Source organism: uncultured Roseobacter sp. (assembly GCF_947501835.1).
Taxonomy (GTDB): Bacteria; Pseudomonadota; Alphaproteobacteria; order Rhodobacterales; family Rhodobacteraceae; genus Roseobacter.
The window spans coordinates 52,098-72,308 of the sequence record NZ_CANMXR010000005.1 but is presented as its reverse complement, the minus strand read 5'-3'; the positions used below and the strand labels follow the sequence as shown (position 1 = coordinate 72,308).

Below are 20,211 nucleotides of genomic sequence, written 5' to 3'. Positions count from 1 at the left end.
ATCCAAATTGGTTTCCGTGAGTGGGAAACTGGCTCTGCAATCGTCAATTTGAACCTGTTGCGGCGGTGCCACGGCGAGGAGATGCGTTTTACGCCATATCGCGCTTGTTCGGCGCGTATCGGGGGGGTACACAACATCCGATGGCCGACGATATAGACACTCCCGACATGCCCCCCGCTGACCTGTCCGAACCTTTGCGTCGGGCATTGGGCGAGCGTTATCTGACTTATGCGCTCAGCACGATCATGCACCGGGCATTGCCAGATGCGCGTGACGGGCTGAAGCCGGTGCACCGCCGGATCCTCTACGCCATGCGTGAATTGCGGCTGACCTCAACCGGTGGGTTTCGGAAATCAGCCAAGATTTCCGGCGATGTCATGGGTAACTACCACCCGCATGGGGATGCGGCGATCTATGACGCGATGGCGCGGCTGGCGCAGGATTTCAACGTGCGCTACCCGCTGGTCGATGGTCAGGGTAACTTCGGCAATATTGACGGCGATAACCCGGCCGCCAGCCGCTATACCGAGGCGCGGATGACCGCCGTGGCCGAGGCCATGCTCGAAGGTTTGAATGAGAACGCCGTCGATTTCCGGGAAAACTATGATGGCACGCTGACCGAGCCCGCCGTGCTGCCCGCGCAGTTCCCAAACCTGCTGGCCAATGGCTCCAGTGGGATCGCGGTGGGGATGGCCACGAACATTCCCCCCCATAACATTGCGGAGCTCTGTGACGCCTGCATTCACCTGATCAAAACGCCGGATGCGCGCGATGATACCCTGCTGAACTACGTCCCCGGGCCGGATTTTCCGACCGGCGGGGTGATCGTTGAACCGCCTGAGAATATCGCCACGGCCTACCGGACCGGGCGCGGGTCGTTCCGGTTGCGGTGTCGCTGGGAGGTCGAGGACCTGGGGCGTGGGCAATGGCAGATTGTGGTCACGGAAATCCCCTATCAGGTGCAGAAATCGAAGCTGATCGAAAAGATCGCCGAGCTGATCCAGACCAAGAAAATCCCGATCCTTGGCGATGTGCGCGACGAATCTGCGGATGATGTGCGGATGATCATCGAACCGCGCTCACGGTCGGTCGATCCAGAAGTCCTGATGGGCATGCTCTTTCGCAATTGCGATCTGGAAGTACGGTTTTCACTGAACATGAATGTGTTGATCGATGGGCTGACGCCCAAGGTCTGCTCGATGAAGGAGGTACTGCGCGCCTTCCTTGATCACCGCCAGGAGGTTCTGATCCGCCGGTCGACGCACCGGTTGGAGAAAATCGATCATCGGCTCGAAGTGCTGGAAGGCTTCATCGTTGCGTTCCTGAACCTCGACCGGGTGATCGATATCATTCGCTATGACGAAGACCCCAAGGCCGCGCTGATGCGTGAGGATTGGGGAAAATCGCATGTGCGGGCGATGGACGAGGCGGATTACGTCTCACCGCCGCACGGCGAGGGCGAACTGAGCGAGGTGCAGGCCGAAGCCATCCTCAATATGCGGTTGCGGTCCTTGCGGCGCCTGGAGGAAATGGAATTGCTGCGTGAGCAATCCGACTTGATGGAGGAACGCGCGGGACTTGAGGATCTGCTTGAGAACCCGCAGCTGCAGTGGGACAGCATCACCGCACAACTGCGCGAGACCAAAAAGCAGTTCGGCAAGGATTACGAGGGCGGCGCGCGGCGCACCACATTTGCCGAAGGGGCGGTGATCGAAGAGGTGCCGATTGAGGCCATGATCGACCGCGAGCCGATCACTGTCGTCTGCTCACAAATGGGCTGGGTCCGGGCGATGACTGGCCATATCGATCTGACGCGCGAGCTGAAATTCAAGGACGGGGACGGCCCGCGGTTCATCTTCCACGCCGAGACCACGGATCGTCTGTTGGTCTTTGGCTCGAATGGCCGTTTCTATACGGTGTCCGCCGCCAACTTGCCAGGCGGACGCGGGATGGGGGAGCCGCTGCGGCTGATGGTGGATCTGCCGAATGAAGCGGAGATTGTCACCATCCTGACCCATCAGGCCGGTCGCAAGCTTTTGGTCGCGTCAAATGCCGGGGATGGCTTTGTTGTGCCCGAAGATGACGTGGTGGCGCAAACACGGTCAGGTAAACAGGTGCTGAACGTGCGCGGCGACACCCGCGCGCTGGTGTGCAAACCGGTTCAGGGCGATAGCATTGCGGTGGTCGGTGAGAACCGCAAGGTACTGGTTTTCAACCTTGATGAACTGCCGGAAATGGGCCGGGGCAAGGGCGTGCGATTGCAGAAATATAAGGACGGTGGGCTGTGTGATGCGACCACATTTACCCGTACGGACGGCCTGAGCTGGCTGGATCCTGCCGGGCGCACGCGAACCGAAACGGAATTGGCGGAATGGACCGGCAAACGCGCCAGTGCTGGCCGCATGGCCCCACGCGGTTTCCCGCGGGACAATAAATTCACCTGACGCCCCAACAGGTCGTCAGACGGGTTCCGCCATCAACCACACACCGCCTTCCGGGCGCAGAGTCAGGATCATGACCGGCTTGGGGTCGCGCCCTTTTACGGGCGAAAACCTGAAACGGCCCAGCAGGGTCGCCAGAATGATCACCGCTTCCTGCAACGCAAAGGACGCACCGATGCAGATGCGGGGGCCATCGCCAAACGGCAAATAGGCGTAGCGATCAATCGACTTGCGATCCGCGAAACGGTCAGGGTCAAACTGATCCGGGTTGTCCCAGAGCCTCTGGTGCCGTCCCAGGGCGTAGATCGGGATCATCACCGTATCGCCCGCTTGAATATCCGCGCCGCCCAGATCATCGGCTTTCTGGGCTGTGCGCGACACAATTCCGGCGGGCGGGTAGAGTCGCAGCGCCTCGTCGATGATCTGACGCACAAATACCAGCTTGTCGACGTCGTCCCCCGTGGCGGCGCGACTACCCAGGACATCGTGCACTTCGACGCGGGCACGTTCCTGCACAGATGGATCAAAGGCACAAAGGTAAAGCGACCACGCCAGGGTCAGCGCCGTTGTCTCATGGCCCGCGACAATGAAGGTCAGCAGGTTGTCGCGAAGTTCGTCGATGGTCATGCGGCGCTTGGTTTTTGGGTCCTGACCCTCAAGCAACAGGTCCAGAAAGTCCGGGATAGGGCCGGGGCCCCGGGCCGCGCGGGCCTCAATTGCCTTGTTCGCATCCGCCTTCATATTACTCATCGCGGCGGTTGAGACCATGCGTCCGGGCCGGGGCACCCAGTCAGGGGCGCCCAGCACGTCCAGCAAGGAGACCCGCCCGGCCTCGGCAATATAGGCATCAATCGCGCGGTGCACCGCCGCTTGATCGAAACTGCCGTCGCCGCTGAATGTCACCTCGGATATCACATCAAATGTTGCCGTGGTCATCTCGTCCAGCAGATTGACGGCCCGCGCACCAGCTTGTCCGATGCGGTCGGCGCTGCGTTCCGCGGCCGCGGTCATGATCGGTGCGAGGTTGCGCACATTCCGGTGGGAAAAGGCGGGTGCTGCGGTGCGCCGTTGCCACCGCCAATGCGCGCCCTCCGCAATGATGAGCGAGTCGCCCACCGCCGGGCGTAGAAGGTTCTTGGTCACAACCGACTTGGGATAGTCTTCCACCCTATCCAACAGCATCTGGCGGATGGCGGTGGGGTCCATGATCATGTGCCAGCGTCTGGCGGTTCGGCCCGAAACAACGGGTTCTTGCGTCGCGACCTCGGGGATGATGCTCAGGATGTTTTCCCGCATCAACTGAAAGCTGCGCAGCACCCCTTGCGGTTCGCGTACCAAAGCGACGCGCACCGGCAGGTTTGGTTCAATGATCGCGCGATTATGGGTCATCAGGGCCCTCATTTGCTGACCGATAATCTAGTGCGACCTGCGCGCGCTTCCACCAATGACACGCAGGATGGATTGCGCGACAGGGGCGCTTGGGCTAGGCAGAGGGTCAAGAAAAGAAAAGGTGCAGTATGCTCAGGCAAATCATTGTTCTTACCGGTGCATTCGGGCTGGTGGCCTGCACGGGCGCGAAAGATCTGAATGAACCGCCTGTACCGTTGGGCAACTTCAGCCTCGGGCACAATGTCGTTGTCGCCCCGAAGGTCGAGACCACGGCGACCGTCAGCCGCGAAGTGACCAAAGAAGAGCTGACCGATGCCGTCAAGCTTGCCATCGCGGAACGGTTTGACCGCTACGACGGCTCCAAGGACTATCATTTCGGCGTGAGCGTCGAGGGCTATGTGCTGGCCAAACCCGGCGTGCCGGTGGTGCTGGCCCCGAAATCCGGCATGATCTTACGTGTAACGGTCTGGGATGACGCCCTGGGTAAAAAGCTGAACGAGGAACCCGAGCAATTGACCGTGCTCGAAACGCTTGATGGCGACAGCATCATCGGCACAGGCTGGACCCAGACCAAGGAGACCCAGCTGCGCAACCTGTCGCGCAATGCCGCACAGGCCATCGAAAACTTCATCGTTAAGAAGAACGCCGAAGAAGGCTGGTTCATGGATGCAGCGCTGGACGGCGCGGCCCAGAGTGACGCCTCAGCAGACGGACAGAGCCTGCCATCTGACGCCACCCTGGCGGAATGACCGGCCCATTGCAGGTCGTGCTTGATTTTCTGCGCTGATCACAATACATCGCGCGCCATATGAAAGACCGGGTCGCTTATGACCCCTTGCAAGCAAAAGGGCGCCTCTCACCATGGCAAAGGCAAAGTTTGAACGTACTAAACCGCACGTAAACATTGGCACGATTGGTCACGTTGACCACGGCAAGACGACGTTGACGGCGGCGATCACGAAGTATTTTGGCGATTTTCAGGCCTATGACCAGATCGACGGCGCGCCCGAAGAGAAAGCCCGTGGCATCACCATTTCCACCGCCCACGTGGAATATGAAACCGACGCGCGCCACTACGCGCATGTCGATTGCCCCGGCCACGCGGACTACGTCAAGAACATGATCACCGGTGCGGCGCAGATGGACGGCGCGATCCTGGTGGTGAACGCCGCCGACGGCCCGATGCCGCAAACGCGCGAGCACATCCTGCTCGGCCGCCAGGTGGGCATCCCGACGATGGTTGTCTACATGAACAAGGTCGACCAGGTGGACGACGACGAACTGCTGGAACTGGTGGAAATGGAAATCCGCGAGCTCTTGAGCTCCTACGAATACCCTGGCGACGACATCCCCGTGATCCCCGGCTCGGCGCTGGCGGCGATGGAAGGCAACAACCCTGAGATTGGTGAAGAATCCATCAAGAAGCTGATGGCCGCCGTCGACGAGTGGATCCCGACGCCCGAGCGTGCGATTGACCAGCCGTTCCTGATGCCTGTGGAAGACGTGTTCTCGATCTCCGGTCGGGGTACCGTTGTGACAGGCCGTGTCGAGCGTGGCGTGATCAACGTGGGCGACGAGATCGAAATCGTCGGCATCCGCGACACTCAGAAAACCACCTGCACCGGTGTGGAGATGTTCCGCAAGCTGCTGGACCGCGGCGAAGCGGGTGACAACATCGGCGCGCTGCTGCGCGGCATCGACCGGGACGGCGTTGAGCGCGGTCAGGTTCTGTGCAAGCCGGGTTCGGTGACGCCTCACACCAAGTTCGAAGCCGAAGCCTACATCCTGACCAAGGAAGAGGGTGGCCGTCACACGCCATTCTTTGCCAACTACCGCCCGCAGTTCTACTTCCGCACGACGGATGTGACCGGCACGGTTCAGCTGGCTGAGGGTACCGAGATGGTGATGCCGGGCGACAACGTGAGCTTTGGCGTTGAGCTGATCGCGCCGATCGCGATGGAAAACGGATTGCGCTTCGCGATCCGCGAAGGCGGCCGCACCGTCGGCGCCGGCGTCGTGTCGAAGATCACTGAGTAAGCGTTGACGCGCCGCGATGCGGACGCGTGCTGAACTCGTGACTATCAAAGAAAAGAGCCACCAGCAGACCGGTGGCTCTTTTTTTGTGCTGCGGCCTCCGAGGTCAAGCGCAACACCGGGTCCTTAAGAGGTTCAGCAAAAGGGACCCGTCACCTCAATAGCGAGCGACGCGCGGCGCCGACATGAACTGGACGGAATCGCCGACCGAGGCGGCGTTGCCGGTCAGGGGGTAATGGTTCTGGCCGGCGCATCCGGCGAGGATGATGGCGGATCCCGCGATGAATGAGATGAATTTCATGTGCATGTCGTCGTTCCTTGCAATCGCCGGAAAATCTGAACCGGCTCGTATCAAAATGGTCTTTGGTGGTTTGCGGCGCGAAATTGCGCGGCATGACACCTGATTAAGCGCCGGGTGCCGCAACGTCAGTGAACAGGATCACACCTGATTAACTTTTTGGTTGGGACGCCGCATTTTCTTTGTCAGCTGTTTCTGTACAAGGGCCCCATCAGGCATCTGTGCGGAGACAGCTTCATGACTTTTCCATCCCCTGACACGGTGCACCCGGTCACTTTGCCAGATGGGTCCGCGCTGCCCAACAACGTGTTTTTGAAAGCGGTGATCGATCACCCACGGATCGAGGTGGGCGATTACACTTACGCCAATGACTTTGATCCTCCGGCGGACCCTGCGGGCTGGGCAGGGCGGATCGCGCCCTATCTGTTTCCCCCGTCCAGCGACAGGCTCATCATCGGCAAGTTCGGGCAGTTTGCGCATGGGGTGCGTTTCATCACCCACAGCGCCAACCATGATATGCGCGGGTTTTCGACCTTCCCTTTCGCCATTCATGATCCCGACCGTTTCATGGCCTACCCGGCGTCACTGCCAAAAGGGAACGACACGGTTGTCGGTCACGACGTCTGGATTGGCGCAGATGCGCGGATCCTGCCCGGGACGCAAATCGGGTCCGGTGTCATCATCGGGACCGGTGCCGTTGTCGGCGGGACAGTCCCGGATTACAGTGTGGTCGTCGGCAATCCCGGTCGGGTCATTCGGCGTCGTTTTGCGCCCGATGTAATCACCCGGTTGATGATGATCGCCTGGTGGGACTGGCCCATCGAAAAGATCCTGGCGCATGAGGCACTGATCACCGGGGCGGATATCGATGCGCTGGAAGCGCTTTAGGTCAGGTTGCCTTTTCTTTTTCGGTCTCGGAGGCGCGATCCCTCTTGAACCCTGCGGCTTTTCCGACTAGGCCAGCAACCGGCATAGGGGTTTAGCTCAGTTGGTAGAGCATCGGTCTCCAAAACCGAGGGTCGTGGGTTCGAGTCCCTCAGCCCCTGCCAGCCTTTCCGCCACATCTACGCCATGTTTCTGCCACTGAAACGCCCGACTCATCCCTTACAAATGCCGTGTTGGGGATGGGGCCAGACGATTGGGTGAAGAAATGGGAAACACACAGGACGTTGACGCGGACATTGTTGCCATTCGCGCACTACTGGCTGACGAGGTCGTGCCAAAGAACACATCAAAGGAATTCAACCGGCTGAAGACGTTGCCGACACAGTCACGGGCAGAGACTGCGAGGCGCAATGCTGAGAAACCTGTCGCTGTCAAAGCCGCAATGCCACGCACCACCAGGAAGCCGGTACTACGACCTGTTCTGTTTCGGCTGCTGCGCCGCGTCAGAGCATATCGGCCAAATACAAAATCTGTTCTATGGACCAGCTTGATCCTGATGTTGTTGCTCCAGCCTGTGCTTGTTTTTGGCACTCTATTGTTGAGTGCCGTCCTCTTTCTGGGTGGGTATCTCACAATGGGTAGCGATCGATTTTGGCGCCGACTTCTCGAAGTCTTTGCGGTTTTTGCGCGTTGGTGCCCCGGGCCTGCAAGGCGGTTTCGCGTGGGGTGCCTGATCGCCGCGCGCAAGTGGGATGCTTGTCTGAACCGCTTGCCGGGACGCTGGACAGATGGGTTTCGCGCGCCAGACCTGCGCCAGATTGCCCGTGCCGACAAATTGCATGCAGAGGTCATGGCGGATCGCCTGAGCCGGTTGCGCGATGAAGGTACCACATAACACGTCTTCCGTGCCTGCATGCATGCCCTTGAATTCCGGCACTGGCCTCGCTATGTCGCCATCATCGATAGTGCAGGAAGATGATCATGGCCACGACCAACCCGCTCCAGTTTATTCAGCAGGTCCGAGCAGAAGTCGCCAAAGTTGTTTGGCCGACGCGGCGCGAGGTGATGTTGACCACCGTGATGGTGTTTATCCTGGCGGCGCTCACGGCGATTTTCTTTGCGACTGTTGATATCATCATCCGGGGCGGGCTTCAGGCGGTTCTGAATATGTTCGGCTGAGGCTGAACGAACCGGTTCAAAAAACGCACCAAACCCCTTGAAACATTTGGCCGTGCGGAGTATGCCGCACACCTGACCAGAAACAGGGCGTGCGGCGATTCGAGTTGCGCGCCGATTTTTTGTTTAAACTCAGCGGGCTAAGTGTCTGAAAGATAGTGAAATTTACGGCGTTGAGCAGGCGTCGGACGAGACAGGGACCTAAGATCAGATGGCAAAACGGTGGTATTCGGTGAGTGTGCTGTCGAACTTCGAAAAGAAGATCGCAGAACAAATCCGTACATCCGTGGCTGAACAGGGCCTGGAAGATCAGATCGACGAAGTGCTGGTGCCGACCGAAGAAGTGATCGAAGTGCGCCGCGGCAAGAAGGTGACAACCGAGCGTCGGTTCATGCCTGGGTACGTTCTGGTGCACATGGAAATGTCCGACGGCGGGTACCACCTGATCAACTCCATCAACCGGGTTACCGGTTTTCTGGGCCCGCAAGGCCGCCCGATGCCGATGCGCGATGCCGAAGTGAACGCCATCCTGAACCGCGTTCAGGAAGGCGAAGAGGCCCCACGGACGCTCATTCACTTTGAAGTGGGTGAAAAAGTTAAAGTGGCCGACGGCCCGTTTGAAGATTTCGACGGCATGGTCGAGGAAGTGGATGACGAAAACCAACGCCTGAAGGTGACGGTGTCGATCTTTGGCCGGGAGACCCCGGTCGAACTGGAATACACGCAGGTCAACAAACAGACCTGAGGTGGCCGTTGCACCCTGCATGGCAGGTGCGGCGCTCAAAGCGTGGGAGGCGAGGGTGCCGCGGCATCCAGACCGGACCACGACAACAATCGCGATCATGGGATTGCGTATGAACCCGAACCGGCGCGCTGGGGTGGGGTTGGAAAAGGAGAAGGCCAATGGCCAAGAAACTTGTTGGCAGCATGAAGCTGCAGGTGCCTGCGGGCCAGGCGAACCCGTCCCCACCGGTGGGTCCGGCGCTGGGGCAGCGCGGCATCAACATCATGGAATTCTGCAAGGCGTTCAACGCCAAGACCGCAGACATGGAGCCCGGCGCGCCATGCCCGACCGTGATCACATACTATCAGGACAAATCCTTCACCATGGATATCAAGACGCCGCCTGCGTCCTATTATCTGAAGAAGGCGGCCAAGGTAAAATCCGGTGCAAACAACCCCAGCCGCGAAATGGTTGGCTCCGTGAGCTCCAAGCAGGTGCGTGAAATCGCCGAAGCTAAAATGAAAGATCTCAACGCCAATTCTATTGAAGCGGCGATGCAGATCATCCTGGGCTCCGCCCGCTCCATGGGTATCGAGGTGAAGTAAGATGGCAAAACTCGGTAAAAGAACCCGCGCCGCACGTGAAGCATTTGCTGGCAAAGATGATGTGACTGTTGAAGAGGCGGTTGCGCTGATCAAGGGCAATTCAAAGGTGAAATTCGACGAAACCGTCGAGATCGCCATGAACCTGGGCGTTGACCCGCGCCACGCCGACCAGATGGTCCGCGGTGTGGTTGGCTTGCCCAACGGCACAGGCAAATCCGTCCGCGTCGCTGTTTTTGCACGTGGTCCGAAAGCCGATGAGGCCACAGCGGCAGGTGCAGACATCGTCGGTGCCGAAGACCTGATGGAAACCGTGCAAAGCGGCAAGATCGAGTTTGATCGCTGCATTGCGACCCCTGACATGATGCCGATCGTCGGTCGTCTGGGTAAGGTCCTTGGCCCCCGCAACCTGATGCCGAACCCCAAGGTCGGCACCGTGACCATGGACGTTGAAGCCGCTGTGAAAGCAGCAAAAGGCGGCGAAGTTCAGTTCAAGGCGGAAAAAGGCGGCGTTGTGCACGCAGGTGTTGGCAAAATCAGCTTTGACGAAGCCAAGCTGGTCGAAAACATCCGCGCCTTTGTCGGTGCCGTGTCCAAGGCCAAGCCAACGGGCTCTAAGGGCACATACATGAAGAAAATCGCGCTGAGCTCGACCATGGGCCCTGGCGTTTCGGTTTCCGTCGACAACGCGGTCACCGAATAAGAATTTGGCGGGGCGACCCGTCAGATAGGCAGGGCCTTCGGGCCTTGCTTCTGTCCGAGACGGAGGGTGTGAGGTAGCTCACATAATTCCTTCCTGAGATGGGAAACGAGAAAATTCAGCCTATCAAGGCGGTTTTGGTCTCGGGACCCTGAATTGGACCCGAAACGGGATGCAGACCATCGCATTCCTAAACTGAGCCGGGTGGGGAAACCTGCCCAATTTTGGAGTGAAACTGTGGATAGAGCACAAAAAGAACAGCTGGTCGACGAACTCGGCCAGATCTTTGAAAGCTCTGGCGTCGTTGTGGTAAGCCACTACGCCGGTCTGACAGTTGCTGAAATGCAGGACCTGCGCGCGAAAGCACGCGAAGCGGGCGGGTCTGTGCGTGTTGCCAAAAACAGGCTCGCCAAGATCGCCCTTGAGGGCAAGCCATGCGCAAGCATTGCTGACCTTCTGTCGGGTATGACCGTTCTGACCTATTCTGAGGACCCTGTGGCTGCGGCCAAGGTGGCTCAGGACTACGCCAAGGGGAATGACAAGTTCGTCATTCTCGGTGGCGCCATGGGTGAGAATGCGTTGGACGTCGCCGGTGTCGAAGCCGTGTCCAAAATGCCATCGCGCGAGGAGCTTATCTCCACCATCGCGGGCATGCTGGGCGCACCTGCATCGAACATCGCCGGGGCCATTGGCGCACCTGCAAGCAATATTGCATCCATCTTGTCCACGATCGAGGACAAGGCGGCTGCTTGAAGCACATCGTCAAACTGGCGTCGGGCCCTAAGCGCGACGTTGGAACACACATATCGTTAACGGAAAGAGCTAAACATGGCTGATCTGAAAAAACTGGCAGAAGAGATCGTTGGTCTGACCCTGCTTGAAGCACAAGAACTGAAAACAATCCTCAAAGACGAGTACGGCATCGAGCCCGCCGCTGGTGGTGCTGTGATGATGGCTGGTCCTGCAGACGGTGCTGGTGCCGCTGAGGAAGAAAAGTCGGAATTCGACGTTGTCCTGAAAAACGCAGGCGCCTCGAAAATCAACGTGATCAAAGAAGTACGCGGCCTCACCGGTCTTGGCCTGAAAGAAGCCAAGGACCTCGTGGAAGCGGGCGGCAAGATCAAAGAAGGCGTCGACAAAGCCGAAGCCGAAGAAGTCAAAGCCAAGCTGGAAGCAGCTGGCGCGGAAGTCGAGCTGGCCTAAGTTGCCGGATCTGGGGGCCGCGCGCGACTAGCGTGCGGCGAGGGGGCCAAACCCCGACACCCCGTACAAAAAATGAGCTGGGCCCGAGAATTTTCGGGTCCAGCTTAACCCGTCTTGGCAAGGGCCTTTGGGCTCAGAGGCCTTTCCCAAGATGCGGTTCAATGGTCGGGAGGACACCGGTGGGACGGTGACCACGAATAGACCGAAGCGTATCGTCTCGTATGGGCGAGGTGCCGTGGCCCGACGGCTCCCTCGACCGGTGAGAACTCTGAAAGGTGACACCTGATATGGCTCAATCGTTCCTTGGCCAGAAACGTCTACGTAAATATTATGGCAAAATCCGTGAAGTTTTGGATATGCCCAACCTCATCGAGGTCCAGAAATCTTCTTATGATCTCTTCCTGAACTCCGGCGATGCCGACACCCCCACCGATGGTGAGGGCATCACGGGCGTTTTCCAGTCCGTCTTCCCGGTGAAGGATTTCAACGAAACCTCCGTTCTGGAGTACGTGAAGTACGAGCTGGAAAAGCCGAAATACGATGTTGAGGAATGTCAGCAACGCGACATGACCTACTCGGCGCCGCTCAAGGTGACCTTGCGTCTTATCGTCTTTGATGTGGATGAAGATACCGGTGCCAAATCGGTGAAAGACATCAAGGAACAGGACGTGTTCATGGGCGATATGCCCCTGATGACGCCCAACGGGACGTTCGTTGTGAACGGCACCGAGCGCGTGATCGTGTCCCAGATGCACCGCTCCCCCGGTGTGTTCTTTGATCACGACAAAGGCAAGACGCATTCTTCCGGTAAACTCCTCTTTGCCTGCCGCATCATCCCCTACCGCGGCAGCTGGCTGGACTTCGAATTCGACGCAAAAGACATCGTTTTTGCCCGGATCGACCGCCGCCGGAAACTGCCTGTGACAACGCTGCTCTATGCGCTTGGTCTCGACCAGGAAGCGATCATGGACGCCTATTACAACACGGTCACCTACAAGTTGAAGAAGAACAAAGGCTGGGTCGCCCCGTTCTTCCCGGACCGTGTGCGCGGGACCCGCCCGACATATGATCTGGTGGACGCCAAAACCGGCGAAGTGCTCTTTGAAGCTGGCAAGAAAGTCACGCCACGCGCGGTCAAGCAATTGATCGACGACGGCAAGGTGACCGAACTGCTGCTGCCCTATGAGCACATCGCGGGCAAGTTCGTGGCCAAAGACATCATCAACGAAGAAAACGGCGCGATCTACGTCGAAGCCGGTGATGAAATGACCTTGGAATACGACAAGGACGGCACGCTCATTGGCGGAACGGCCAAAGAGCTGATCGATGCCGGGATCACCGAGATCCCGCTGCTCGACATCGACAACGTGAATGTCGGCCCATACATGCGCAACACCATGGCGCAGGACAAGAACATGAACCGCGACACCGCGCTCATGGACATCTACCGCGTCATGCGTCCGGGCGAGCCGCCCACCGTCGAAGCGGCCTCTGCGCTCTTTGACACGCTGTTCTTTGATAGCGAACGCTATGATCTCTCGGCCGTTGGTCGGGTGAAAATGAACATGCGTCTGGCCTTGGATGCCGAAGACACCCAGCGGACCCTGCGGCGCGAGGATATCGTGGCTTGCATCAAGGCACTGGTGGATCTGCGCGATGGGCGCGGTGATATCGATGACATCGACCACCTTGGTAACCGCCGGGTGCGGTCCGTTGGTGAGTTGATGGAAAACCAGTACCGCGTGGGTCTGCTGCGCATGGAGCGCGCGATCAAGGAACGGATGTCTTCCGTCGAGATTGACACGGTGATGCCGCAGGACCTGATCAACGCAAAACCGGCCGCAGCTGCTGTGCGTGAATTCTTCGGCTCCTCGCAGCTCAGCCAGTTCATGGACCAAACCAACCCGCTGTCGGAAGTCACGCACAAGCGTCGTCTCTCCGCACTTGGGCCAGGGGGTCTGACCCGTGAGCGTGCCGGGTTTGAGGTTCGCGACGTACACCCGACCCACTACGGTCGGATGTGCCCGATTGAAACGCCGGAAGGCCCGAACATCGGTCTGATCAACTCGCTGGCGACCTTTGCCCGTGTAAACAAATACGGCTTCATCGAAACGCCGTATCGCAAGGTTGAAGGCGGCAAGGTCACCGACGAAGTGCACTATATGTCCGCCACCGAGGAAATGCGTCACACCGTGGCGCAGGCCAACGCTAACCTCGATGACAGCATGAAGTTCGTGAACGATCTGGTGTCCACGCGGAAATCCGGTGACTATACCTTGTCGCCGTCGGAAAGCGTTGATCTGATTGACGTTTCGCCAAAACAGCTGGTGTCGGTTGCGGCCTCGCTCATTCCGTTCCTGGAAAATGACGACGCCAACCGCGCGCTGATGGGCTCGAACATGCAACGTCAAGCGGTCCCGCTTCTGCAGGCCGAGGCACCGCTGGTCGGGACCGGCATCGAAGAGGTTGTGGCGCGCGATTCCGGTGCGGCGATCATGGCGAAACGCGCGGGCATCATCGACCAGGTCGATGCGCAGCGGATCGTGATCCGGGCCACCGAAGATCTGGAGCTGGGGGACGCGGGTGTGGACATCTACCGTATGCGTAAGTTCCAGCGCAGCAACCAGAACACCTGCATCAACCAGCGTCCGCTGGTAAAAGTGGGTGACACGGTCATTAAAGGTCAGGTGGTTGCTGACGGCCCATCGACGGATATGGGGGAACTGGCGCTCGGCAAGAACGTCGTCGTCGCCTTCATGCCGTGGAATGGCTACAACTATGAGGACTCCATCCTGATCTCCGAGCGGATTGCCCGCGACGACGTCTTTACCTCGATCCACATCGAGGAGTTTGAAGTCGCCGCGCGTGACACCAAGCTTGGGCCGGAAGAGATCACCCGCGACATCCCGAACGTCGGCGAGGAAGCCCTGCGCAACCTCGACGAGGCGGGCATCGTCTACATCGGTGCTGATGTGGAGCCGGGCGATATCCTCGTGGGCAAGATCACCCCGAAAGGCGAAAGCCCGATGACGCCGGAGGAGAAACTGCTGCGCGCCATCTTCGGTGAGAAAGCCTCCGACGTGCGTGATACCTCGTTGCGCGTCAAGCCGGGCGACTTCGGCACGGTCGTGGAAGTGCGAGTCTTCAACCGCCACGGGGTGGAAAAAGACGAGCGTGCGCTGCAGATCGAGCGGGAAGAAGTCGAACGTCTAGCGCGTGACCGCGACGACGAACTCGCCATCCTCGACCGCAACATCTACGCGCGTCTGAAATCCATGATCATGGGCAAGGTGGCTGTGAAAGGTCCCAAAGGGGTCAAATCCAATGCCGTGATCGATGAGGAACTGCTGGAAATGCTGACCCGTGGTCAGTGGTGGCAGCTGGCCCTCAAGGACGAAGCTGACGCGCAGGTGGTCGAAGCCCTGAACGAGCAGTACGAGATCCAGAAACGGGCGCTGGATGCGCGCTTCGAGGATAAGGTCGAAAAGGTCCGCCGTGGCGACGATCTGCCCCCGGGCGTGATGAAGATGGTCAAGGTCTTCGTCGCGGTGAAGCGCAAGCTGCAACCGGGCGACAAGATGGCCGGACGTCATGGCAACAAGGGTGTGATTTCCAAGGTGGTGCCGATGGAGGATATGCCATTCCTCGCGGATGGGACCCCGGTCGACTTCTGTCTGAACCCGCTGGGCGTGCCCTCGCGCATGAACGTCGGGCAGATCCTCGAGACACACATGGGCTGGGCCGCGCGCGGTCTGGGTCTGAATGTGGACGAGGCGTTGCAGGAATACCGGCGCTCCGGCGATCTGACGCCTGTGCGCGATGCGTTACACCACGCCTATGGCGAGAACGTCTATGACGAAGGTATCGTTGGTCTCGACGAGGAAACGCTGATCGAAGCGGCGGGCAATGTCACACGGGGTGTGCCGATTGCGACGCCGGTCTTTGACGGTGCGAAAGAGGCAGACGTGAACGACGCGCTGACCCGCGCGGGCTTTGACAGCTCGGGCCAGTCGGTGCTGTTTGACGGTCGGACAGGTGAGCAGTTTGCCCGCCCTGTGACCGTCGGCGTCAAGTATCTGCTGAAACTGCATCACCTGGTGGATGACAAAATCCACGCGCGCTCGACCGGCCCATACTCGCTGGTCACCCAGCAGCCTTTGGGCGGTAAAGCGCAATTCGGTGGGCAGCGGTTCGGGGAGATGGAGGTCTGGGCGCTGGAAGCCTACGGTGCCGCCTACACCCTGCAGGAGATGCTAACCGTGAAGTCGGACGACGTGGCTGGACGGACGAAAGTCTACGAAAGCATCGTCAAGGGCGAGGACAACTTTGAAGCAGGCGTACCGGAAAGCTTCAACGTTCTGGTCAAAGAAGTCCGCGGCCTCGGCCTAAACATGGAACTCCTGGATGCGGAGGAGGATGAGTGACGGGTTGATCCCCGTTACTTCGCTCTCAACGCACCCCTTTCAAGGATTTGAAAATGAACCAGGAACTGACAAACAACCCGTTTAACCCGCTCACACCCCCCAAGGTGTTTGATGAGATCAAGGTGTCTCTGGCCTCGCCGGAGCGCATCCTGAGCTGGTCCTTCGGGGAGATCAAGAAACCGGAAACCATCAACTACCGGACCTTCAAGCCGGAGCGGGATGGCCTGTTCTGCGCGCGTATCTTTGGGCCGATCAAGGACTACGAGTGCCTCTGCGGCAAATATAAGCGCATGAAGTATCGCGGCGTTGTCTGCGAGAAATGCGGTGTGGAAGTCACGCTGCAAAAGGTCCGCCGCGAGCGGATGGGCCATATCGAACTGGCCTCGCCGGTGGCGCACATCTGGTTCCTGAAGTCACTGCCCTCCCGGATAGGCCTCATGCTGGACATGACGCTGCGGGATCTGGAGCGGGTGCTCTATTTCGAGAACTACGTCGTGATCGAACCCGGTCTGACGGACCTCACCTACGGTCAGATGATGACCGAAGAAGAGTATATGGACGCGCAGGACGCCTATGGCATGGACGCGTTCACCGCCAATATTGGCGCTGAGGCGATCCGTGAAATGCTGGCGGCGATCGATCTGGAAGCCGAAGCAGAGCAGCTGCGTGCTGATCTGAAAGAGGCGACAGGCGAGCTGAAGCCCAAGAAGATCATCAAGCGTCTGAAAGTCGTTGAATCCTTCCTCGAGTCCGGCAACCGCCCGGAGTGGATGGTGCTGACCGTGATCCCCGTGATCCCGCCAGAGCTGCGCCCGCTGGTGCCGCTGGATGGTGGCCGTTTTGCGACCTCCGACCTCAACGATCTCTATCGTCGGGTGATCAACCGGAACAACCGTCTGAAACGCCTGATCGAACTGCGCGCACCTGACATCATCGTCCGTAACGAAAAGCGGATGCTGCAGGAATCCGTCGATGCTCTGTTCGACAACGGCCGTCGTGGTCGGGTGATCACGGGGGCCAACAAGCGTCCGCTGAAATCGCTCAGCGACATGCTGAAAGGCAAGCAGGGTCGCTTCCGTCAGAACCTTCTGGGGAAACGCGTCGACTTCTCGGGTCGGTCGGTCATCGTGACCGGGCCGGAGCTCAAGCTGCATCAGTGTGGCTTGCCCAAGAAGATGGCCTTGGAGCTCTTCAAGCCCTTCATCTACTCGCGGTTGGAGGCCAAGGGCCTTTCCAGCACCGTGAAGCAGGCGAAAAAGCTGGTCGAGAAAGAGCGTCCGGAGGTCTGGGACATCCTCGATGAGGTGATCCGCGAACACCCTGTCATGCTGAACCGGGCGCCAACGCTGCACCGCCTGGGCATTCAGGCGTTCGAGCCGGTGCTGATCGAAGGCAAGGCCATTCAGCTGCACCCGCTGGTGTGTTCAGCCTTTAACGCCGACTTCGACGGTGACCAGATGGCCGTGCACGTCCCACTGAGCCTTGAGGCCCAGCTGGAAGCGCGTGTTCTGATGATGTCCACCAACAACGTTCTGTCGCCCGCCAACGGTGCGCCGATCATCGTGCCGTCGCAGGATATGATCCTGGGCCTCTACTACACCACGCTGGAGCGTGAGGGTATGCCGGGCGAAGGCATGGTCTTCGGCTCCGTCGAGGAGGTTCAGCACGCGCTGGACGCGGGTATGGTGCATCTGCATTCCAAGATCACCGCGCGTATTCCGCAGATCGACGAGAACGGCATGGAGGTCATGCAACGGTTTGAAACCACGCCGGGCCGGGTGCGCCTTGGCGCGCTGCTGCCGTTGAACGCCAAAGCGCCGTTTGAGCTGGTCAACCGCCTGCTGCGCAAGAAAGAAGTGCAGCAGGTCATCGATACCGTCTACCGCTACTGCGGTCAGAAGGAATCCGTCATTTTCTGTGACCAGATAATGACCATGGGCTTCCGTGAGGCGTTCAAGGCCGGGATTTCCTTCGGCAAGGACGACATGCTGATCCCCGATACCAAATGGCCCATCGTGCAGGAAACGCGTGAGCTGGTGAAGGATTTCGAACAGCAGTACATGGACGGTCTGATCACGCAGGGTGAGAAGTACAACAAAGTGGTTGATGCCTGGTCGAAGTGTAACGACAAGGTCACCGATGCGATGATGGGCTCGATCTCTGCCAGCCAGCGCGACGATGCGGGTGCCGAGAAAGAACCCAACTCGGTCTACATGATGGCCCACTCCGGTGCCCGGGGTTCGGTGACGCAGATGAAACAGCTCGGCGGGATGCGCGGCCTGATGGCCAAGCCGAACGGCGACATCATCGAGACACCGATCATCTCGAACTTCAAGGAGGGTCTGACCGTTCTTGAGTACTTCAACTCCACCCACGGCGCGCGGAAAGGTCTGTCGGACACCGCTCTGAAAACAGCGAACTCCGGGTACCTAACACGCCGTCTGGTGGATGTGGCGCAGGACTGCATCGTGCGCATGCTCGATTGCGGGACGGAGACGTCGATCACAGCTGTTGCAGCGGTGAACGACGGTGAAGTTGTATCCTCCTTGTCGGAGCGCATTCTGGGCCGCGTTGTGGCCGAAGACATCATGCGTCCGGGCACGGATGAGGTGATGGTTGCCTCGGGCACGCTGATCGATGAACGCATGGCGGATTCCATTGAAGAGGCAGGCGTTGCCTCGGCGCGCATCCGCAGCCCGCTGACCTGTGAGGCCGAAGAGGGCGTTTGCGCCATGTGCTACGGGCGTGATCTCGCGCGCGGCACCATGGTCAATACCGGTGAGGCGGTCGGCATCATCGCCGCGCAGTCCATCGGTGAGCCGGGTACGCAGCTGACGATGCGGACGTTCCACATCGGCGGTGTTGCGCAGGGTGGCCAGCAATCGTTCCTCGAGGCCAGCCATACCGGCAAGGTCGTGTTCGAGAACGCCCAGACCCTGGAGAACGCCTCGGGCGAGACCATGGTGATGGGCCGGAACATGAAGCTGATCATTCAGGACGAGAATGGCGAGGAACGGGCCAGCCACAAGGTTGGATACGGTACCAAGCTCTTCGTCACCGATGCTCAGGACGTGGTGCGCGGCGACAAACTCTTTGAGTGGGACCCCTACACCCTGCCGATCATCGCGGAGAAATCCGGGACAGCGAAATTCGTGGACCTGGTGTCCGGGATCGCGGTCAAGGACGAAACCGACGATGCGACCGGCATGACCCAGAAGATCGTGATCGACTGGCGCTCGGCGGCCAAAGGCAACGAGCTCAAGCCTGAAATCATTCTGGTCGGGGCTGATGGCGAACCGGTCCGCAATGACGCGGGCAACCCGGTGACTTATCCGATGTCCGTGGATGCGGTTCTCTCCATCGAGGATGGCTCCGAGATCAAAGCCGGTGACGTTGTGGCGCGGATCCCGCGGGAAGGTGCCAAGACCAAGGACATCACCGGGGGTCTGCCGCGTGTGGCCGAACTCTTTGAGGCACGTCGCCCGAAGGATCACGCCATCATCGCGGAAATCGACGGCTACGTGCGCTACGGCAAGGACTACAAGAACAAACGCCGTATTGCGATTGAATCCGCTGAAGATCCGGACACCAAGGTCGAATACATGGTGCCCAAGGGCAAGCACATCCCGGTTGCGGAAGGTGATTTTGTCCAGAAGGGCGATTACATCATGGACGGTAATCCGGCGCCGCATGACATCCTCGCGATTATGGGTGTCGAAGCGCTGGCGGATTACATGATCGACGAGGTGCAGGACGTTTACCGCCTGCAGGGTGTGAAGATCAACGACAAGCACATCGAAGTCATCGTGCGCCAGATGCTGCAGAAGTGGGAGATCCAGGATTCTGGCGATACCACGCTCTTGAAAGGCGAACATGTCGACAAGCAGGAGTTCGATCTCGCCAATGAGAAAGCGCTCAGCAAAGGTGGTCGTCCGGCGCAGGGGGAACCGATCCTGCTCGGCATCACCAAGGCCAGCTTGCAGACACGCAGCTTCATCTCGGCGGCGTCCTTCCAGGAGACCACACGTGTTCTGACCGAAGCCTCCGTGCAAGGAAAGAAAGACAAGCTGGTCGGCCTGAAAGAGAACGTCATCGTAGGCCGTCTGATCCCGGCGGGCACCGGCGGGGCGACCATGAAGGTGCGCCGCGTGGCACAAGACCGCGACAATGTCGTGATCGAAGCACGCCGTGAAGAAGCCGAAGCCGCTGCCGCCCTGGCAGCCCCTTCCGGTGACGACATGGTGGGCGGTGATGTCTTTGATCAGGTCATCACACCGGATCCTGACAGCCGCGACTAAAAGCGGTGGATAGCAAAATGAAACCTCCGGCGGAGCA

15 protein-coding genes and 1 tRNA gene are annotated in these 20,211 nt (G+C 59.3%); 14 read left to right on the top strand and 2 right to left on the bottom strand.

The window, feature by feature from the left end; all coding sequences use genetic code 11:
• Positions 1-140: 140 nt before the first annotated feature.
• Positions 141-2,444, top strand: a complete 2,304-nt coding sequence (locus tag Q1A20_RS11675; RefSeq protein ID WP_299916980.1) for a DNA topoisomerase IV subunit A — start codon at positions 141-143, stop codon at positions 2,442-2,444.
• Positions 2,445-2,459: 15 nt separating this feature from the next.
• Here Q1A20_RS11675 and Q1A20_RS11670 read toward each other — a convergent pair whose 3' ends face one another.
• Positions 2,460-3,830 (bottom strand): cytochrome P450, encoded by a 1,371-nt coding sequence (locus Q1A20_RS11670; protein WP_299407840.1) that lies wholly within the window; start codon positions 3,828-3,830, stop codon positions 2,460-2,462.
• A gap of 128 nt (positions 3,831-3,958) precedes the next feature.
• On the opposite strand from Q1A20_RS11670, the gene Q1A20_RS11665 reads away from it, so the two are divergent.
• Together Q1A20_RS11665 and tuf are read left to right on the top strand one after the other, a co-directional pair.
• Positions 3,959-4,579, top strand: coding sequence for a hypothetical protein (locus Q1A20_RS11665; protein ID WP_299407837.1), 621 nt, complete (start codon positions 3,959-3,961; stop codon positions 4,577-4,579).
• A 112-nt stretch (positions 4,580-4,691) separates the two neighbouring features.
• Positions 4,692-5,867 (top strand): elongation factor Tu, encoded by a 1,176-nt coding sequence (gene tuf, locus Q1A20_RS11660; RefSeq protein ID WP_298974861.1) that lies wholly within the window; start codon positions 4,692-4,694, stop codon positions 5,865-5,867.
• Between the two features lie 154 nt (positions 5,868-6,021).
• Here tuf and Q1A20_RS11655 read toward each other — a convergent pair whose 3' ends face one another.
• Positions 6,022-6,171 carry a hypothetical protein gene (locus tag Q1A20_RS11655; protein ID WP_298974862.1) on the bottom strand — a complete coding sequence of 50 codons (150 nt, stop codon included), beginning with the start codon at positions 6,169-6,171 and terminating at the stop codon, positions 6,022-6,024.
• A gap of 228 nt (positions 6,172-6,399) precedes the next feature.
• On the opposite strand from Q1A20_RS11655, the gene Q1A20_RS11650 reads away from it, so the two are divergent.
• The 11 genes from Q1A20_RS11650 to rpoC all read left to right on the top strand — a co-directional run bounded on the left by Q1A20_RS11650 (position 6,400) and on the right by rpoC (position 20,174).
• On the top strand, positions 6,400-7,050 hold the full coding sequence (locus Q1A20_RS11650; protein ID WP_299407835.1) for a CatB-related O-acetyltransferase: 651 nt from the start codon (positions 6,400-6,402) through the stop codon (positions 7,048-7,050).
• An 85-nt stretch (positions 7,051-7,135) separates the two neighbouring features.
• Positions 7,136-7,211, top strand: a tRNA-Trp gene (locus tag Q1A20_RS11645).
• Between the two features lie 557 nt (positions 7,212-7,768).
• Positions 7,769-7,942, top strand: coding sequence for a hypothetical protein (locus Q1A20_RS11640; RefSeq protein ID WP_299407832.1), 174 nt, complete (start codon positions 7,769-7,771; stop codon positions 7,940-7,942).
• Positions 7,943-8,028: 86 nt separating this feature from the next.
• Positions 8,029-8,226, top strand: a complete 198-nt coding sequence (secE, locus tag Q1A20_RS11635) for a preprotein translocase subunit SecE (protein WP_195819712.1) — start codon at positions 8,029-8,031, stop codon at positions 8,224-8,226.
• Between the two features lie 208 nt (positions 8,227-8,434).
• Positions 8,435-8,968, top strand: a complete 534-nt coding sequence (gene nusG / locus Q1A20_RS11630) for a transcription termination/antitermination protein NusG (RefSeq protein WP_298974867.1) — start codon at positions 8,435-8,437, stop codon at positions 8,966-8,968.
• Positions 8,969-9,126: 158 nt separating this feature from the next.
• Positions 9,127-9,552: a 50S ribosomal protein L11 gene (rplK, locus tag Q1A20_RS11625; protein ID WP_298974868.1), complete on the top strand. Its 426-nt coding sequence runs from the start codon at positions 9,127-9,129 to the stop codon at positions 9,550-9,552.
• Position 9,553: 1 nt separating this feature from the next.
• Entirely contained in the window at positions 9,554-10,252 is a 699-nt protein-coding gene (rplA, locus tag Q1A20_RS11620) for a 50S ribosomal protein L1 (RefSeq protein ID WP_299407828.1), read from the top strand.
• Between the two features lie 234 nt (positions 10,253-10,486).
• Positions 10,487-11,002 carry a 50S ribosomal protein L10 gene (rplJ, locus tag Q1A20_RS11615; protein WP_298974870.1) on the top strand — a complete coding sequence of 172 codons (516 nt, stop codon included), beginning with the start codon at positions 10,487-10,489 and terminating at the stop codon, positions 11,000-11,002.
• A 75-nt stretch (positions 11,003-11,077) separates the two neighbouring features.
• A complete protein-coding gene (gene rplL, locus Q1A20_RS11610; protein WP_298974871.1) occupies positions 11,078-11,452 on the top strand; it encodes a 50S ribosomal protein L7/L12 in 375 nt (124 codons plus the stop codon).
• Positions 11,453-11,739: 287 nt separating this feature from the next.
• Positions 11,740-15,876: a DNA-directed RNA polymerase subunit beta gene (rpoB, locus tag Q1A20_RS11605; RefSeq protein ID WP_298974872.1), complete on the top strand. Its 4,137-nt coding sequence runs from the start codon at positions 11,740-11,742 to the stop codon at positions 15,874-15,876.
• 53 nt (positions 15,877-15,929) lie between these two features.
• Positions 15,930-20,174 (top strand): DNA-directed RNA polymerase subunit beta', encoded by a 4,245-nt coding sequence (gene rpoC / locus Q1A20_RS11600; RefSeq protein ID WP_299407824.1) that lies wholly within the window; start codon positions 15,930-15,932, stop codon positions 20,172-20,174.
• The last annotated feature ends 37 nt before the right edge of the window (positions 20,175-20,211 follow it).

What these genes read in the sequence shown, in the direction of transcription:
- Q1A20_RS11675 (WP_299916980.1), top strand. Translation starts at nt 141, where the DNA reads ATGGCCGACGATATAGACACTCCCGACATGCCCCCCGCTGACCTGTCC.
- secE (WP_195819712.1), top strand. Translation starts at nt 8,029, where the DNA reads ATGGCCACGACCAACCCGCTCCAGTTTATTCAGCAGGTCCGAGCAGAA.
- rplA (WP_299407828.1), top strand. Translation starts at nt 9,554, where the DNA reads ATGGCAAAACTCGGTAAAAGAACCCGCGCCGCACGTGAAGCATTTGCT.
- rpoB (WP_298974872.1), top strand. Translation starts at nt 11,740, where the DNA reads ATGGCTCAATCGTTCCTTGGCCAGAAACGTCTACGTAAATATTATGGC.
- tuf (WP_298974861.1), top strand. Translation starts at nt 4,692, where the DNA reads ATGGCAAAGGCAAAGTTTGAACGTACTAAACCGCACGTAAACATTGGC.
- Q1A20_RS11670 (WP_299407840.1), bottom strand. Translation starts at nt 3,830, where the DNA reads ATGACCCATAATCGCGCGATCATTGAACCAAACCTGCCGGTGCGCGTC.
- rpoC (WP_299407824.1), top strand. Translation starts at nt 15,930, where the DNA reads ATGAACCAGGAACTGACAAACAACCCGTTTAACCCGCTCACACCCCCC.
- Q1A20_RS11655 (WP_298974862.1), bottom strand. Translation starts at nt 6,171, where the DNA reads ATGCACATGAAATTCATCTCATTCATCGCGGGATCCGCCATCATCCTC.
- Q1A20_RS11650 (WP_299407835.1), top strand. Translation starts at nt 6,400, where the DNA reads ATGACTTTTCCATCCCCTGACACGGTGCACCCGGTCACTTTGCCAGAT.
- Q1A20_RS11665 (WP_299407837.1), top strand. Translation starts at nt 3,959, where the DNA reads ATGCTCAGGCAAATCATTGTTCTTACCGGTGCATTCGGGCTGGTGGCC.
- rplL (WP_298974871.1), top strand. Translation starts at nt 11,078, where the DNA reads ATGGCTGATCTGAAAAAACTGGCAGAAGAGATCGTTGGTCTGACCCTG.
- nusG (WP_298974867.1), top strand. Translation starts at nt 8,435, where the DNA reads ATGGCAAAACGGTGGTATTCGGTGAGTGTGCTGTCGAACTTCGAAAAG.
- rplK (WP_298974868.1), top strand. Translation starts at nt 9,127, where the DNA reads ATGGCCAAGAAACTTGTTGGCAGCATGAAGCTGCAGGTGCCTGCGGGC.